The organism is Massilia sp. BAP21 (assembly GCF_057801335.1).
Map to the genome: position 1 here is coordinate 5,031,086 of NZ_CM173596.1, position 16,192 is coordinate 5,047,277.

Here is a 16,192-nt window from a genome sequence, read left to right on the forward strand (position 1 = left end):
GTATTTGCCCAAGGCATGCACGATGACCCGCACGCTATCCGTGACCGTTCCTGCGGGAGCGGCCCAGCTGGAGGGCATACTCGCCCTGCCCGCCTCGCCCATCGGCGTGGTGCTGTTCGCGCACGGCAGCGGCAGCGGGCGCCTCAGTCCGCGCAACAACTACGTGGCGACCCAGCTGCATGCGGCGGGCATCGCCACCCTCCTCCTCGACTTGCTCACTGTGCAGGAAGATGCCGTTTACCAGAACCGTTTCGATATCGGGCTGCTGTGCCGGCGGCTGCATGCGGCGGCATCGTGGCTGGGCACCGAGCCCCTGAGTGCGCCGCTTGCGCTGGGCCTGTTCGGGGCGAGCACGGGTGCGGCGGCGGCCTTGCGGCTGGCCGCGGATGCCGGCAGCGGCGTGGCCGCGGTGGTCTCGCGCGGCGGCCGGCCGGACCTGGCCGGGCCTTGCCTGGCACACGTGGATGCGCCGACCTTGTTGATTGTCGGCGGCGAGGATGGGGCGGTGATCGGGATGAACCGGGAGGCGCTGGACCTGCTGCGCTGCGAGAAGGAACTGGCGATCGTGCCGGGGGCGGGGCACTTGTTCGAGCAGCCGGGGACGCTGGAGCAGGCCGCGACGCTGGCCTGCGCGTGGTTTGTGCGGCATTTTGAACCTGTGTGAGACGAGCTCCCTGACGCGGCGCCTTAGGTAGGGTGGGCACCCCGTGCCCACGCGGAATGCCGAACAGTGTTGGCTTTGTTTCAACGTGATAGCCTCGGCCGGTCGAACCGTATCAGATGATCATTTGGACGCGCCGATGGCTGGCCACTGGCTCGATCATGAATCTGCAATCACCATGCGGCGTTCCGCGTGGGCACGTCATTGATGCCCCCGGCATCAATGACCCCACCGTACGGTTACGCCATGAATATTGGTGCTGGCCGCGGAGCCATCACTTCACGCCAGCGCCGTATCCAGCACCGTCATTAATATGAAGCCGAAGATGAGCGCAATCGTCGCCGTGGTCCCGTTCCCGCTTTCGCGCATCTCGGGAATCACGTCGTTGACGATCACGAACAGCATCGCGCCACCCGCAGCGGCCAGGGCAAACGGCAGCAGGCCCGCCGAGATACCGATCAGGGCCACGCCCAGCGCGGCGGCGATCGGCTCGATCACGCCCGACAGCACGCCCAGGCCAACCGAGGTCAGCCGTCCATAGCCGACGGTGCGCAGGGCCAGTGCCACGACCAGGCCTTCCGGCACGTCCTGGATCGAGACGCCGGTGGTCAGCGAATTCGCCTTTTCCAGGTCGATGCCGGCGTAGGCCACGCCGATGGCCAGGCCTTCGGGCATGTTGTGCAGGGCGACGGCAGCGACGAACATCCAGGCGCGGCGCAGCGAGTTGCCGCGTACGTCGTCGCGTTCGAGCACGTGGCCCGGCTCGATGGCGCGGCCGAGCAGCAGGATGGCGCCCGCGCCGAACATGATGCCGGCGCCGGCCAGCAGGCTGGCTTCCCAGGCGCCGGCGCCGGCCGAGCGGGCGGCGGCGAGCGCGGGGATGACGAGGGAGAAAGCGGTCGCACCGAGCATCACCCCGGCGCCGAAGCCGAGGAAGCTGTCGTAGGTGCGTTTCGAGAAATTCTGCGAGAGCAGCACGGGCAAGGTGCCCAGCGCCGTGGCCGCGGCGGCCGTTCCGCCGCCCAGCAGGGCCGCGTGCATCTTCGGATTGGCGTTCATGATTTGCTCGGCCAGGCTGCCGAGCAGGAGCAGGCAGCCTACCGAGCAGATCAGCAAGCCGACGGCGCGCCGGACCGTGAACGCGCGCATCAGCGCGTCGGTCCAGCGCAACTTCTGTGAATCTGAGTCCATCAAGGATCCTTTCGCCAACGCCCGGCGCCCATCCACGACACCCCGCGCGGCGGGGTGTCATATAAAACAAGCCGTGGCGTCGATTCTACGCCAACGGCGGCGGAAACTCCGTCACCGTTGGTTGCAAGGCAAGCTTAGGCCTTGCTGACGGCCGACGCGCCCTTCGGCGTGGACGGGTCGAGGCCGAGTTCGGCGCCGGTCTGCGGATCCTTGGACGGATCGGACAGGGTGCGCGCCTGCATCTGCTTCAGCACTTCGATATCGTCGGCCGGCAGCTTGACTTCGGCTTCGCCCGAGCCGCCATCGACGCCCATCTGCTTCTCGCGGTCGGTGACGTAGTCCCACTTCTCGCCCTGGTTCCATGGGCCGCGCATCTCGCCAGGACCCTGGGACATGTTGAAGTAGACGCTGGCGAAGCGCGGATCGGCCGGCATTTTGCCCGGTGGGAAGTTCGATTCCATCGAGTACAGCGCCTTCTCGAACGACTTCTGGTGCGCCACTTCGCGCGTCATCAGGAAGCCGAGGGCTTCCTTCACGCCCGGGTCGTCGGTACAGGCGATCAGGCGCTCGTACACGATCTTGGCGCGCGCTTCGGCGGCGATGTTCGAGCGCAGGTCGGCGGTCGGTTCGGTGATGGAGTCGATGTAGGCAGCGGTCCAGGGCACGCCGGCCGAGTTGACCAGGGGAGTCCCGGCGCCGTACAGCACCTGGGTGATGTGGCTGTCGTTGCCGGCGCCGGTGATCTGCTTGTACATTTCGGCTTCGGTATCGACGGCCTCGGCCAGGCGGCCCTTGGCGCCCTTGTTCAGCATCGCGATGATGTGGCCGATGATCTCGAGGTGGCTCAGTTCCTCGGTGGCGATGTCGAACAGCATGTCTTTACGGCCTGGATCGTCTTCCGATACGGCCTGGGTGAAGTAACGCATGGCGGCAGCGAGCTCGCCCTGTGGACCACCGAACTGTTCCAGCATCAGGTTGGCCAGACCAGGGTTCGGTCCCGCGACGCGGACCGTATATTGCAGGCGCTTGTTATGTGCAAACATTCCGACTCCTTTGATAGATGAAAACTAAGCGTCCACGCGACAGCGTGCGACGCCATCCAATCACGGCTGCACGGTGCTGCACCGTGAGTCGAACGTGTCGTCATCTTGGCAGGGATCAACGGTGAAGTAATCAGAAGCACTGCCGTATCTGTGTAGGACTAGGGTGACAAACTGTTAAGAGTGAAAAGAAACCTTTCCGCAACTCATCTTTCCAGACGTTAAGCGGAGATGAAAGAAGATGCCAACATGAAATGTCGAGCCGCCGATCGCAAGTGCCAGTGAAAACCCTACTCCCGGCGCGGCTTATGCCGACGAGGATATACGGCGGTGTCCTACGTAGTGCACGATTTTGCAGAGCTAGGATGTTAGCCAATCACTAACACAGGAGAGCAGTCATGTTTTCACTGAAACAACTCAGCCCGACCATCACCGACATGATCCGCTTCGATCACTCCCACGTGATGGTCACCTTCCACCAGTACACCAGGGACAAGGCCCCGAGCGTCAAGAAGGCGCTGGCCGAAACCATCTGCACGGCGCTGGAAATCCACGCCACGCTGGAAGAAGAAGTGTTTTATCCGGTGATGCGCCAGCTCGACAAGGGCGAGCCCTTCGTGCACAAGGCCGAGCCCGAGCACAATGACATGCGCCGCATCATCAGCGAGCTGCGCCGCACCAGCGGCTCCGACCCGCGCCACGACAAGCTGATCCTGGAACTGATGCGCGACGTGATCCACCACGTGGCCGACGAGGAAACCACCCTGCTGCCCCAGGCCGAAACCCTGATGAGCAAGCAGCGCTTGTCGGAACTGGGCGCGCAGATGACCAAGCGCCGCATGGAACTGGTGGCGCCGAAAGCCGGCAAGCTGGCCAAGAGCCACGCGGTCGGCTTCTCGGGCAGCACCGCGGCGATGGTGGTGGGTGCGGCGAGTGCGCTGATCGCGCTGCGTACGCTGGTGAAGAAACCGTCGATGCCGGGGGCGAACCGCACCTGGAAGCATGCGAATTCGACGCCAGGGCAGTAATAATCTGATTGGTCGAAGCAAGGTTTCGACTTGCTTCGGTCCTCTACAGCGTGGACTCGGGTGTCCACCCTACCGGATTTCGTAGGGTGGACCGGTCCGCGCCAGGCACCTGTGTCCACGCTGTACCACGTTTCCGAAATCGAAAACCGCTTTACGCCACTTCCGCCTGCTTGAACGCCCCACGCTTGATCTGGTCGCGCTCGATCGACTCGAACAGCGCCTTGAAATTCCCCTCGCCAAAGCCTTCGTCGCCCTTGCGCTGGATGAACTCGAAGAACACCGGCCCCAGCTGCGCTTCACCGAAGATCTGCAACAGCAGACGCGGCTTGCCGTCGGTCACGGCGCCGTCGAGCAGCAAACCGCGCTTTTGCAGTTCGCCCGCGTTCTCGCCATGGCCCGGAATGCGGCCGTCGAGCATCTCGTAATAGGTTTCCGGCGGTGCGCTCATCAGCGGCACGCCGGCAGCGCGCAGGCCGTCCACGGTGCTGATCAGGTCGTCGCATAGCAGGGCGATGTGCTGGATGCCTTCACCGTTGAACTGCAGCAGGAATTCCTCGATCTGGCCGCCGCCGGCCTTGCCCTCTTCGTTCAGCGGAATGCGGATCTTGCCGTCCGGCGCGGTCATCGCCTTCGAGGTCAGGCCGGTGTACTCGCCCTTGATGTCGAAGTAGCGGATTTCGCGGAAATTGAACAGGCGCTCGTAGAACGCCGCCCAGAACGCCATGCGGCCACGGTAGACGTTGTGGGTCAGGTGGTCGATGATCTTCAGGCCGTGGCCGACCGGGCGGCGCTCGACGCCCTCGATGAATTCGAAGTCGATGTCATAGATCGACTTGCCGTCCTCGAAGCGGTCGATCAGGTACAGCGGCGCGCCGCCGATGCCCTTGATCGCCGGCAGGCGCAGCTCCATCGGGCCGGTCGGGATCTCGATCGGGTGGGCGCCCAGTTCCAGCGCGCGCTGGTAGGCGGCGTGCGAATCTTTCACGCGGAAGGCCATGCCGCAGGCCGACGGGCCGTGCTCGGCCGCGAAGTAGGCTGCGTGGCTCTTCGGCTCGTTGTTGATGATGAAGTTGATCTCGCCCTGGCGGTACAGCGCCACGTCCTTCGAGCGGTGCACCGCCACTTTGGTAAAGCCCAGCGCCTCGAAGATCGGTTCCAGCGTTCCCGGGGTCGGCGAAGCGAACTCGACGAATTCGAAGCCCATCAGGCCCATTGGATTCTCAAACAGGTCAGCCATGTTGTTTTCCTTCTTGATGCAATTGTTATCTCCTCCAGGCGGCGCGCTTGTCTCGTGAACGCGGCGCCGCACCGAACCGTGACCCGAATCATACGCCAGTGCGGCCGCGTTCATGTACGGTTTTTGATGTCGAATCGGCACGCCCGGGCGCTTCGGCAAAGGCGTCGGCAACCAGCTTGCGCAGCCAGGCATTGCCCGGGTCCTGGTTGTAGCGGCGGTGCCAGAACATGTTGGTCTGTAGCGTGGGCAGGGCCAACGGCGGCGTGATCCAGGCCAGGCCGAAGGGCGGCCCGGCGCGCTCGGCCAGCTTCTGCGGCACCGTCACCACCAGGTCGTGGCCGGCGACGATATACGGCACGGCCGTGAAATGCGGCACCCGGAAGCGGGTCGAGGCGCCGATGCCGGCCTTTTCCAGCAGGCCATTGACCCGGTCATAGGGGCTCTCGCTGGAGTCGACGAACAGGTGCTCGGCGGCGGCAAAGCGCGCCAGGTCGACCTTCCCTTCCAGCAGCGGATGGCCGCGCCGCAGCATCGACACATACGGCTGGCGGAACAGCAGGCGCTGGTACAGCGCTTCGGAGATATCCTCGAAGGGGCCGATGGCCAGGTCGACGCGCCCGCTCTCCATCTCTTCCTTGAGGGCGATGCTGCCCGCACGCACCGTGCTGAGCTGCAGATGCGGGGCCGCCACGCGGCAGCGCTCGATCAGCGCCGGCATGAAATGCAGCTCGCCGACGTCGGTCATGGCCAGGGTGAAGCGGCGGCTGCTGGTGAGCGGATCGAAGCCGCTGCGCCGGTTCAGGGCCAGCGTCACCTGGGCCAGCGCGCTGCCCACCGGCTCGGCCAGCCCCTCGGCGAACGGCGTCGGCTGCATGCCCTGCCCGGTACGCACGAACAGTTCGTCGCCGAACACGCGCCGCAGCCTTGCCAGGGCATTGCTGACCGCCGATTGCGTGAGGCCGAGACGCTTTGCCGCGCCCGAAATCTGGCGCTCACGGTAGACTTCCTGGAACACGGCGAGCAGGTTCAGGTCGATGCTGTGCGGCTCGATCATGGGTACTCCACTATTGATATCGTGAATAGTCTACATTCATCTATTCATGTCGTAAAATACCAACGGCTGGCTTAGAGTGCACGTAAACATCGCCCAACAAGAACCATTCGCGCCTTGCGAGGAGACACGCATGACCCAGCACATCGGTACGCAGACCGGTTATCAATCCGGCTTCGGCAACGAATTCGCCACCGCAGCCCTGCCCGGCGCCCTGCCCCGGCACCGTAATTCGCCGCAGAAGGTGGCCTACGGCCTGTATGCCGAACAGATTTCCGGCACCGCCTTCACCGCCCCGCGCAGCCACAACCGCCGCTCCTGGCTGTACCGCATCCGTCCTGCCGCCATGCACGGCGCCTTCCAGGAAATGGGCAACGGCCGCATCGTGGCCGGCTTCAACGGCGTGGCGCCGCCGCCGAACCAGCTGCGCTGGAGTCCGCTGCCGATGCCGGATGCACCGACCGACTTCGTCGACGGTCTGGTGACCATGGCCGGCAACGGCTCGCCGGAAAGCATGAGCGGCTGCGCCATCTATTTGTACGCCGCCAACCGTTCGATGACGGAGCGCTTCTTCTACAGTGCCGATGGCGAATTCCTGATCGTGCCGCAGCAGGGCCGCCTCGAACTGGCCACCGAACTCGGCACCATCGAACTCGAACCGCAGGAAATCGCCGTCATCCCGCGCGGCATCCGCTTCCAGGTGCGCCTGCCCGATGGCGAGGCGCGCGGCTACGTTTGCGAAAACTTCGGCGCCCTGCTGCGCCTGCCCGACCTGGGACCGATCGGCTCGAACGGCCTGGCCAATCCGCGCGACTTCCTCACGCCGGTGGCCCACTACGAAGACCGCGAAGGCGACTTCGAACTGGTAGCCAAGTTCTGCGGCAACCTGTGGCGCGCGCCGATTGCGCATTCGCCGCTCGACGTGGTCGCCTGGCACGGCAACTACGCGCCCTATAAATACGACCTGCGCCACTTCAACACCATCGGCTCGATCAGCTACGACCACCCGGACCCCTCGATCTTCCTGGTGCTGCAGTCGCTGAGCGACACCCCCGGCGTCGACACCCTCGACTTCGTGATCTTCCCGCCGCGCTGGCTGGCCGGCGAAGACACCTTCCGTCCGCCCTGGTTCCACCGGAATGTGGCCAGCGAGTTCATGGGCCTGGTGCACGGCGCCTACGATGCCAAGGCCGAGGGCTTCGTGCCCGGCGGCGCCAGCCTGCACAACTGCATGAGCGGGCATGGGCCGGATGCGGCGACCTTCGAGAAGGCCAGCAACGCCGACACCAGCGCGCCTTCCAAGGTAGCGAACACCATGGCCTTCATGTTCGAGACGCGCAACGTGCTGTGCCCGACCGCCCAGGCCCTGGCCTCGCCCCAGCTGCAAGGCAGCTACCAGGATTGCTGGGCCAGCATCCGCAAGAACTTCCGCACGACGCCGTAAGGAGAAGAAGCATGGCGCACCAGGCCATCCTCGAATTTGCCACGACCGGCCGCGGCACGCGCGACATCACCGGCGCGGTGGCGCAAGTGGTGGCGCAGTCCGGCATCGCGTGCGGGCTGGTGCAGGTGTTCGTCCAGCACACCAGCTGCTCGCTGACGATCACGGAGAACGCCAGTCCGGACGTGCGGCGCGACCTGGAAACCATCGTCCAGCGCCTGGCGCCGGATGGCGACCCGGCCTACCGTCACGACGAGGAAGGGCCGGACGACATGTCGGCCCACGCGCGCAGCGTGCTCACGGATACCGGGCTGACGGTGCCGGTGGGCGGCGGCCGGCTGCTGCTCGGCACCTGGCAAGGCATCTATCTGTGGGAACACCGCACGGCGCCGCACCGGCGCAAGGTGGTGGTGACGGTGCTGTAGCATTACCTCAGCGCCCGGCGCCCGCCTGCGGCATGAATTCCAGGTAACCCGGATAGCGCGCCGCGGGGCCGACCCGGAATGGCCAGCGCGGGTCGGCCTGAGCGCTTTCGAGCGCGACCGGGCGATCCCACCCGTCCCCAATCACCTGGATGCCCGGCGTATCCGGCAGGACCGCGCTCAGTTCCAGGTAATTGACCCAGTACGGTTCTTCCATCGTCGCGAAGAAATAGTGCAGCTTGTCGTGCGTGCGCTGCTGTTCAACCAGCGTGTTGTAGCGCTGTTGCGGGTTCAGTTGGTGCAAGGTCGCGGTCGTGTAGGCAGAGCCGGCCGGCATGAATTCGTGCGGCACGATGGCCAGCAGCGCCGGCCTGGCCGACACCAGGAAGAAGCGGCTGTTCGCAAAATACACTGGCCTCCCGCTTCCGTTGCCGGGCAGGCGCGCGGCTTCCATGTTGTCGAGTTTCGCCAGGAGCCGGTTGCCGATCGCGGCCAGCTCCTGCGTGGAATAGCTGGTGAACAGGCCGGCGCCCTTCAGGCGCACGTCGCGCATGCGCGCGCCGGGGCTGAAATCGATCAGGTGATAGCGGAACTGCGCCTGCAGCGGTGCGCCCTCGTGCAGAGGCGCCGAGGTGATCTCGGTGGCCGTTTCCCATCCGGCCCGGGCATGGCCCATGGCGGCGCTCACCACCAGGCACAGCAACATCAATAATCGTCTCGGCATCGCCTCGCTCTCCGGTTCGCGTCGTGTGAACTGAGCAGCGCAAGGCTGCGGGAGCAATGTATCCGCGCGAGGCTTGCCATGTCAACAACACGCACCGTGCGGGTGCTGGCGCTCCACGGTGTTTGCAGGCCGGGCCGGCGCCACCATCGGCTCGCCGAGGTGTTGCCTCGCCCCCGGCTTCGCTATACTGCCGGTTTTCCCGACCACCTTTTCCATGCACCCCATTTTCTCCCGTTGCGCGGCGCTCTGCGCCTGCACCCTGCTCGCCGCCTGCGCCATCAGCGCGCCCCGTTACCAGGCCACCGACAGCAATGTCGCGCTGCTGAAGGCCGCGCCCGGCGCCCGGGCCGGCGTCGGCACGTTCACGCCCAGCCCGGCGCTCGGCCGCTCGCGCATCGACCTGCATGCCATCGACATGAAGGCGCCCGAGGGCGATTACGCGGCCTACCTGAAGGCGGCGCTGGCGGCAGACCTGTCGGCGGCCGGCCTGTTGGATGCGGCGGCGCCGACCCAGGTGAGCGCGACCCTGCTGCGCAACGAAATCAGCGCCGTGCGCATGCACACCCATTCCGGCGCGGTGGAGGCGCGCTTCGTGGTCACGCGCGGCGGCCAGCCCGTCTACGACAAACTCAAGCGCGCCAGCCTGAGCTGGGAGACGCATATCGTGGGCGGCATGGATACGGTGACCGCCCGCAGCCAGTATCCGAAGCTGGTCGCCGTCCTGCTGGCGGAGCTGTACGGCGACCCGGATTTCGTGCAGGCGCTGCAGCGCTGACACAGGCGGGGGCCGGTCCCGGGCAAGCGCCGCCATCCGTGCGGAGCCTGCCGCCGCCCCCGTGAGATGATGTCTCCAGCGCCCCTGGCGCACTGGAGAGCGGCCCACTTGCCGCCTGGAGACACACTGCGCACCATGACCGACATCCTGATCATCCTGTTCCTGATCCTCCTGAATGGTGTTTTCGCGATGTCCGAACTGGCCCTGGTCTCGGCCAAGCGCACACGCCTGGAAAAGCAGGCGCTCGAAGGCAGCCGCGGCGCCCGCACCGCCCTGAAGCTGGCGGACAACCCCAGCCATTTCCTCTCCACGGTGCAGGTCGGCATTACCGTGATCGGCATCTTCAACGGCGCCTTCGGCGAAGCCTCGCTGGTGGCGCGCATGACGCCCTGGCTGGAATCGATGCCGGCGCTGGCGCCCTACGCCTACCAGCTCTCGCTCGGGATCGTGGTGGCCTGCATCACCTTCGCCTCGATCATCCTCGGCGAACTGGTGCCCAAGCGCATCGCCATGCGCTACCCGGAGGCGATGGCCACGCTGATTGCCCCGCCGCTGCGCGTGCTGTCGACCGTGATGTCGCCCTTCGTGAAAGTGCTGGCCCTCACCACCGAGGCGATCGCGCGCCTGATCGGCATCGGCAGTCACAAGACCGAGGCGCCGACCGAGGAAGACATCACCGGCATGATCAAGGAAAGCACCGATGCCGGCGTCTTCGAGAAAACCGAGTACGACATCGTCTCGCGCGCGCTGCGCCTGGACGACCGCCACCTGAAGGCGCTGATGACGCCGCGCATCGACGTCGCCTTTGTCGACCTGGAAGGCGAGCGCAGCGAGGTCTTGAGGCGCATCGCCGACAACAACTACAGCCGCTTTCCCGTGTGCCGCGGCGACCGCACCCAGGTGGTCGGCTTCATCCACACGCGCGACTTGTTCGCCCAGGCCGTGCGCGGCGGCTCGCTCGACGCGATCGACATCGACGCCGCCGTGCAGGAGATCCTGTACGTGCCGGAAACCGTGAGCGCCATGGCCCTGCTGGAACTGTTCAAGCAGCACGGTGCCGAGCTGGCCCTGATCGTCGACGAGTACGGCGACATCCAGGGCATGGTCACCCTCACCGACGTGATGAGCGCGCTGGTGGGCGACGTGACCGTGATCGGCGAGCACCACGATGCCGATGCCGTGCAGCGCGAGGACGGCAGCTGGCTGGTCGATGGCGGCGTGGCCCTGGACCGCTTCCGCGACCTGTTCGGCCCACACGTGCGCTTCCCGGGCGAGGAAGTGGCGGCCTACCACACCCTGGCCGGCTTCCTGCTGTACCAGCTCGGCTACATCCCGCGCGCGGCCGAGTGCGTGGAGTGGGACGAATTCAAGTTCGAGGTGCTGGACATGGATGGCAACCGCATCGACCGCATCCTGGTCGTCCACACGCCGCGTCCGCCGGCCCCGAGCGATGACGAGGATGGCGTGGTCCGCGAAGACAGCTGAACGCCGCCGCCATGGTCAAGCGCATCGCCGTGCCGGTCCTGCTGCTCTGCCTTGCCTCGGGCGCCCGGGCAGCGGACGCGCCGGGCCACCCGGTAGAACTGCGCAATTACACGGGAACGGCGCAAGAGCGCGCCGCATCGACACGCCTGCGCATCAGTATTGCCGGCGAGGCCGGGCAGGACAGGCGGGCGGTGCGCGTGGGAGACCTGCTCCTGTGTGCCGCTGCCGGATGCTACCGGGCGCGCACGGATGGCAAGGTGGATATCGCCGACACCTCTGCCGGCAAGGCGGCGCGCATCGCCGACGTGGCGATCCCGCCCGCCACGATCACCGACGTCCATTTCCCCGAGGTCCGCGGCACTGCGGTCATCACGGGGCACCTGAAACTGGATACGCCGCTCGCCCTCGGCCGCGATACGCCGGGAGTCGAATTGATGCTCACCGTGCGACAACGCCAGCAGGCTGGCCGGGCCGTCTACGTCCCGGTCGCATCGGCGCACGTGGGATTCGCCGACGACAGCGAACTCGTGCACTACCTGCCGTCGACCCGGACGCGCGCCAGGCTGTCGCTCGGCACGACATTGACGCTGCCGGCGCGTGCCCTGGACCGGGCGCAGATTTTCAATGTGGGCATCGCACGGACAGGAGAGCTGTTCCCGAGAGTCGACATCTTTCCTTACCTCGTCTTGAAGCAGCCGGGGATGCTCGAGGTGCGCGCCGTGGGTGGCGGGCAAGGTGGGCAAGGTGGGCAGGCCCTGGCCGCACCCGCCGGCCCGGCGGCGCACCGGCATGCGCGACCCGCGCCGGACCCAGGAGCCATGCAGCGCTCGGCCAGGGTGACCTTGTGGCGGACGGCGGTGATCGAACCCGCGGAGCTGGAAAAGTCCCAGCCCGCTCCTCGGCAGGATTGACAGCCTGCCTGCAGGCGGTTCAGGTTCGCTGCGTGACATGGGCTTCGCGCAGCGAGCGCCAGCCCAGGGTCGCGGCGATGGCGCGCCGGTAGCGGGTGTCGATGTGGGCGGGCGTGCGGCGGATGTAGTCTTCGGCCGCCTCGCGCTGCTCGCCGCTGCGGCTCGCCAGCCAGGCCACGACTTCGTCGCTGCTCGGCACGCGCCCGCTGACGCCGTCGAACTTGGGCGGCAGCGCGGTCCAGACGGCGGCATCGATCCCCTTCTCCTCCAACCAGGCCTGGACCCGGGCATCGACGCGGGCGCCGTCGGCCGGCGGGATGCTGCCGATGTAGTCGGGCCGGTCGGCGGCGATCTTTTCGCGTGCGCCGAGCATGGCGCGCGCCGTGTCGAGGTCCTGGGTGGCGAGATAGGCCCAATAGGTCGGCATCGGGCGCGCGCCTTCGCACAGCACCAGGGCCAGCTCCGGGCTGTCGTCGCTCTGGCGCGTGTATTCCAGCGGCAGCCGGGGCCCGCCCGGGTGCCAGCCGGAAGCAAGTTTCAGGGGCTGCGGTTTCCACAGCAGCGAGCCCCAGGCGATGCAGACGATGTTCATGAAGGTGTATATACCTGAAGTAGGAGAAGCAGAACGACAGTCTAGTACGCTAATCGAAAGCGCGGTGCGCGCCTGGGTTGTCGCCGTCGTGGCGCGTACCGGCGGCGATGGTTCGCTGCGTTCTGCGAGATAGCGAACGGAAGGCCGGCCCGCAAGCGCGCAGACTGGGTTCACCACGTACCGGAGTCCCGCCATGACACGCCGTTTCACCCTCGCCACCGCCGTTCCCGCCTCGCCCGACGAAGCCTGGTCCTGGTCCACCTCGATCAAGGGCATCAAGCAGGAAATGTGGCCGGTACTGAAGATGACGTTCCCGAAAGGGCTGACCCACATCGGCAAGGAAACGACGCTCGACAAGCCGCTGGGCCGCTGCCAGTTCCTGCTGCTTGGCCTGTTCCCGATCGATATGTCGAAGCTGACCTTCGTGGAAATCGAGCCCGGCCGGCGCTTCGTCGAACAGTCGCCGCTGCTGTCGATGCGGCTGTGGCGGCACGAGCGCATCGTCACGCCATCGGGCGACGGCGCCATTGTCACCGACAACGTCGAATTCACGCCGCGCTTCGCACCGCCAGTCGTCGGCTGGTTCGTCAAGCGTTTCTTCGAGCATCGCCACGCGGTGCTGTCGCGCTCGCTGCGCTAAGCCGCCTCAACTCGGCACCGCGCCCAGCGCCAGATTGTGGGCAGCAAGCGCTTCACCTCGGCCCGGCTCGATACCAAGGGCAAGGTGCAGCTGCAATACGGCATGATCGAAATCCGCATGAGCACCCTGCCCTGGGACACGGCGCGTCACTTCGCCAAGGATACGGCGCAGCAGCGCTACACAATGAAGTAAGGGGGTGATCGCGCGGTCCCGGTGCGGCTGGCAGGCCGGAATTGCTTCTTGTTCAGTCCATGCACGGGGGGGGCCGGGGGGAGCCGGATTCTACCCCTCTCCCAAACCGTCTCATTTGCCGTTCTCATTTTGTCTCATTCGTGCCTTTTTCATCCTTATCTCCCAGCAAGTACGAAAAGAGAAGAAAAGAGACAGGATGGAGGCGCCAAAAGAGACGTCTTGATCGAGGGCTGTGCGCGGGCCCCGCCCCTCCTCCCGGGCCCCTTTTCGCCAAGCAAGAGCGATGCGGAAACACCGCGGCTCGGCCGGGAGAAGCGACTTTTGGGAGCGCCGTTCAGCCGCGCAGCACGAGCACGGCCAGCACCAGCATTGTCAGGCCCGTGAATGCCTCGACCCCGCGCCACACGGCGGGCCGCCCCAACACGCCGGCGCAGCGCCGCGCCAGTAAACCAAGTCCGGTAAACCACAGCAGCGAGGCCGCCATCGCGCCGGCCGTGAACGAATGGCGGTGTTCCAGCGCCAGGCTGCTGCCCACCGCGCCGAGCAGCACAACGGTGTCGAGATAGACGTGGGGATTCAGGAGCGACATCGCCAGCACGGCGGCCAGCGCCTTGCGCGCGCCGCCCCTGCCCGCCTTGCCTTCTTCTCCTGCGGACAGTCCCGGCGCCCCGGCGCCGCGCCAGCTGCTGCGCAGGCAGCGCAGGCCGTACCACAGCAGGAAAGCGGCCCCGCCATAACGGCAGGCAGCCAGCAGGCCCCGCGAGGACTCGACCAGCGCGCCAAAGCCGGACATGCCGAGCGCGATCAGGCTGACGTCGACCAGCACGCAGGCCGCCACCGTCAGCGCCACGTGCCGGCCAAGGATGCCGGTGCGGATCACGTGCGCGTTCTGGGCGCCGATCGGCATGATCAGGCTGGCGCCCAGGCCCAGCCCCTGCATGAATACCTGTTGCGAAAACATCGTGCGCTCCCCTTGAAAGCCCACAGCTTGGAGGCGCCGCGCTGTCTCATCAATTATATTAATGTTTTCTAATACAGGATTAGCGGGGCTAATGTGATGAAGATCGATGCGCGCCGCAGCGAAGCGTTTATTGCCGCCGTCGACACGGGCAGCCTGGACGCGGCGGCGGCGCAGCTGCGCATTACGCCGTCGGCGGTGTCGCAGCGCATTACCGCGCTCGAGCAGGACATGGGCACGCCGCTGCTGGTGCGCACCCGCCCCTGCCGTCCGACCGTGCCCGGCGCCCGCCTGCTGCAGTTCCTGCGGCGCCAGGCCTTGATGGAAGCGGAATTCCTGGCGGACCTGGACAACGATGCCGGCCCGGTGCGGGTCGCGCTGGCGGTCAACAACGACACCCTGGCCACCTGGCTGCTGCCGGTGCTGGCGCCGGTCCTGATCGACGAACAATTGCTGGTCGAATTCGTGCTCGACAACCAGGGCCACACCTTCGCCCTGCTGGAACAGGGCCAGGCGCTGGCCTGCGTCTCCGGCGAAGACCAGCCGATGCGCGGCTGCACGGTCACCCCGCTCGGCCTGATGCGCTACCGGATGGTGGCCGCGCCCGCCGTTGCCGCGCGCTGGTTCCCGGAAGGGATCACGCGGGAGGCCGCACGGCGTGCACCGGTGATGGTGTTCGACCGCAAGGACAATCTGCAGACCGCTTTCCTGCTCCAGCACTTCGGCTTGCCCGAGGGCGCCTACCCCTTCCATTACGTGCCGCCAGCGACCCGTACGTGCAGTCCATCCGGCTCGGCCTCGGCTATGGCCTGCTGCCGTTGGAACAATGCGCGGGTCCACTCGAACGCGGTGAACTGGTCGACCTGACGCCGCACCTGCACGTCGACGTGCCACTGCACTGGCATGCCTGGCGCATCCAGCCGCCGCGCCTGGAGAGGATGGGGGCCGCGCTGGTGGCAGCCGCACGGAAAGTCCTGCTCCCGTTCCCGCTCATGGTGCGGCGCGACGCATGATGCCGGAGCACGAGCGCGAGCACGAGCACGAGCAAAACCGCGATGCTGCCGGGTGAAGATTACTGCAGGGCTGCTTTCCAGGGGCTGTTGAATAGCTGGCCGTCCGGGTCGGTGACCGGCACTGCATTGTCGGACTGGACGTCGAGCCACACCGCGCTCAGTAGCCCGTCTGGCATAGCGTGTTTTATCCGCGTTACGCGCTTGAGCACCCACTGGTTCTTCTGGAACGCAAAGTCGAGCCGCACCGGATCGACGTAATCCGCAGCCGTCTGAAGCGGGAAGCATTCTTCCTTGTCTTGGAAGGCGAGCGCTTCCGTACTGGTCGCCCAGCCGGCAACGATGCTCGAGATGCGCATCTTGCCACAGGGGTCGTTACTGGTCGTGGCCGTCTGGTCGAGCATGATGTAGGCGGTGTAGGGCGACACCAGCGAATCGGTCTTCACGACATCATAGCCGGCGGTTTTGATGCGCATGCGCTTGATTTTGTAGCTGGCGCCGGTCGGGCTGTAGTCCTGGTTGACGAATTTGTAGAGCAGCTTGGGTTTGGTGGCAAAGAAAGCGTCGAGCCTGGCGACCTTCTCCTCCATCGACGCCACGGGGTCGACGGTTTGCGCGTGGGCCGCAGCCATGTGGCCGGCCACCAGCGCCGCGGACAACAACATACTGTTCTGGATTTTCATGTTCTGGATGTCTGATAGTCGAACGGTGACGGTCGCCCGGACGCTACTGCACATCACGGCGCGCAGGCATCCGAGCAGCGGGGAAAACGCGTTTTCGCATTCGGCGCCGCTGTCGCGCATAACACCGACATTGCCGTAAAGCTACTAAAAT

General features: G+C 66.1%; 17 protein-coding genes and 1 pseudogene. 10 read left to right on the plus strand and 8 right to left on the minus strand.

From position 1 onward, the window contains the following. Positions 1-22: 22 nt before the first annotated feature. Complete coding sequence (locus ACWYRN_RS22135; protein WP_488689887.1) at positions 23-664, plus strand: dienelactone hydrolase family protein; 642 nt, start codon at positions 23-25, stop codon at positions 662-664. Between the two features lie 276 nt (positions 665-940). On the opposite strand, the gene ACWYRN_RS22140 is transcribed toward ACWYRN_RS22135, so the two are convergent. Beyond that, positions 941-1,852, minus strand: a complete 912-nt coding sequence (locus ACWYRN_RS22140) for a ZIP family metal transporter (RefSeq protein WP_488689888.1) — start codon at positions 1,850-1,852, stop codon at positions 941-943. 134 nt (positions 1,853-1,986) lie between these two features. After that, on the minus strand, positions 1,987-2,895 hold the full coding sequence (locus ACWYRN_RS22145) for a manganese catalase family protein (protein ID WP_488689890.1): 909 nt from the start codon (positions 2,893-2,895) through the stop codon (positions 1,987-1,989). Between the two features lie 395 nt (positions 2,896-3,290). On the opposite strand from ACWYRN_RS22145, the gene ACWYRN_RS22150 reads away from it, so the two are divergent. Further along, positions 3,291-3,920, plus strand: coding sequence for a hemerythrin domain-containing protein (locus ACWYRN_RS22150; protein WP_488689891.1), 630 nt, complete (start codon positions 3,291-3,293; stop codon positions 3,918-3,920). Between the two features lie 151 nt (positions 3,921-4,071). On the opposite strand, the gene hppD is transcribed toward ACWYRN_RS22150, so the two are convergent. Next, on the minus strand, positions 4,072-5,157 hold the full coding sequence (hppD, locus tag ACWYRN_RS22155) for a 4-hydroxyphenylpyruvate dioxygenase (RefSeq protein WP_488689892.1): 1,086 nt from the start codon (positions 5,155-5,157) through the stop codon (positions 4,072-4,074). Between the two features lie 88 nt (positions 5,158-5,245). Next, the gene (locus ACWYRN_RS22160) at positions 5,246-6,211 is read right to left on the minus strand and encodes a LysR family transcriptional regulator (protein WP_488689894.1); all 966 of its coding nucleotides are present in this window, start codon (positions 6,209-6,211) and stop codon (positions 5,246-5,248) included. A 130-nt stretch (positions 6,212-6,341) separates the two neighbouring features. Here ACWYRN_RS22160 and hmgA point away from each other — a divergent pair, with 130 nt between their 5' ends. Further along, positions 6,342-7,652 (plus strand): homogentisate 1,2-dioxygenase, encoded by a 1,311-nt coding sequence (gene hmgA / locus ACWYRN_RS22165; protein ID WP_488689895.1) that lies wholly within the window; start codon positions 6,342-6,344, stop codon positions 7,650-7,652. Positions 7,653-7,663: 11 nt separating this feature from the next. Beyond that, on the plus strand, positions 7,664-8,074 hold the full coding sequence (locus tag ACWYRN_RS22170) for a secondary thiamine-phosphate synthase enzyme YjbQ (protein ID WP_488689896.1): 411 nt from the start codon (positions 7,664-7,666) through the stop codon (positions 8,072-8,074). Positions 8,075-8,081: 7 nt separating this feature from the next. Here ACWYRN_RS22170 and ACWYRN_RS22175 read toward each other — a convergent pair whose 3' ends face one another. Further along, positions 8,082-8,795: a hypothetical protein gene (locus ACWYRN_RS22175; protein WP_488689897.1), complete on the minus strand. Its 714-nt coding sequence runs from the start codon at positions 8,793-8,795 to the stop codon at positions 8,082-8,084. Between the two features lie 214 nt (positions 8,796-9,009). On the opposite strand from ACWYRN_RS22175, the gene ACWYRN_RS22180 reads away from it, so the two are divergent. From ACWYRN_RS22180 to ACWYRN_RS22190, 3 genes are all read left to right on the plus strand, one after another. Continuing rightward, positions 9,010-9,570 (plus strand): hypothetical protein, encoded by a 561-nt coding sequence (locus ACWYRN_RS22180; protein ID WP_488689898.1) that lies wholly within the window; start codon positions 9,010-9,012, stop codon positions 9,568-9,570. A 135-nt stretch (positions 9,571-9,705) separates the two neighbouring features. Further along, positions 9,706-11,055, plus strand: coding sequence for a hemolysin family protein (locus tag ACWYRN_RS22185; RefSeq protein WP_488689899.1), 1,350 nt, complete (start codon positions 9,706-9,708; stop codon positions 11,053-11,055). An 11-nt stretch (positions 11,056-11,066) separates the two neighbouring features. Continuing rightward, positions 11,067-11,966 carry a hypothetical protein gene (locus tag ACWYRN_RS22190; protein WP_488689900.1) on the plus strand — a complete coding sequence of 300 codons (900 nt, stop codon included), beginning with the start codon at positions 11,067-11,069 and terminating at the stop codon, positions 11,964-11,966. Positions 11,967-11,985: 19 nt separating this feature from the next. Here ACWYRN_RS22190 and ACWYRN_RS22195 read toward each other — a convergent pair whose 3' ends face one another. Continuing rightward, positions 11,986-12,558, minus strand: coding sequence for a hypothetical protein (locus tag ACWYRN_RS22195; RefSeq protein WP_488689902.1), 573 nt, complete (start codon positions 12,556-12,558; stop codon positions 11,986-11,988). Between the two features lie 193 nt (positions 12,559-12,751). On the opposite strand from ACWYRN_RS22195, the gene ACWYRN_RS22200 reads away from it, so the two are divergent. Both ACWYRN_RS22200 and ACWYRN_RS22205 read left to right on the plus strand, forming a co-directional pair. Further along, on the plus strand, positions 12,752-13,198 hold the full coding sequence (locus ACWYRN_RS22200; protein WP_488689903.1) for a hypothetical protein: 447 nt from the start codon (positions 12,752-12,754) through the stop codon (positions 13,196-13,198). A 36-nt stretch (positions 13,199-13,234) separates the two neighbouring features. Continuing rightward, positions 13,235-13,390, plus strand: coding sequence for a hypothetical protein (locus tag ACWYRN_RS22205; protein WP_488689904.1), 156 nt, complete (start codon positions 13,235-13,237; stop codon positions 13,388-13,390). Positions 13,391-13,724: 334 nt separating this feature from the next. Here the strand turns inward: ACWYRN_RS22205 and ACWYRN_RS22210 are convergent, their stop codons facing one another. Then, positions 13,725-14,351, minus strand: a complete 627-nt coding sequence (locus ACWYRN_RS22210; RefSeq protein ID WP_488689905.1) for a LysE/ArgO family amino acid transporter — start codon at positions 14,349-14,351, stop codon at positions 13,725-13,727. Positions 14,352-14,447: 96 nt separating this feature from the next. Between ACWYRN_RS22210 and ACWYRN_RS22215 the strand changes: the two are divergent. Beyond that, positions 14,448-15,361, plus strand: a pseudogene (locus tag ACWYRN_RS22215) (LysR family transcriptional regulator ArgP). Between the two features lie 59 nt (positions 15,362-15,420). Here the strand turns inward: ACWYRN_RS22215 and ACWYRN_RS22220 are convergent. Further along, positions 15,421-16,161, minus strand: coding sequence for a hypothetical protein (locus ACWYRN_RS22220; RefSeq protein ID WP_488689906.1), 741 nt, complete (start codon positions 16,159-16,161; stop codon positions 15,421-15,423). Between the last annotated feature and the right edge of the window lie 31 nt (positions 16,162-16,192).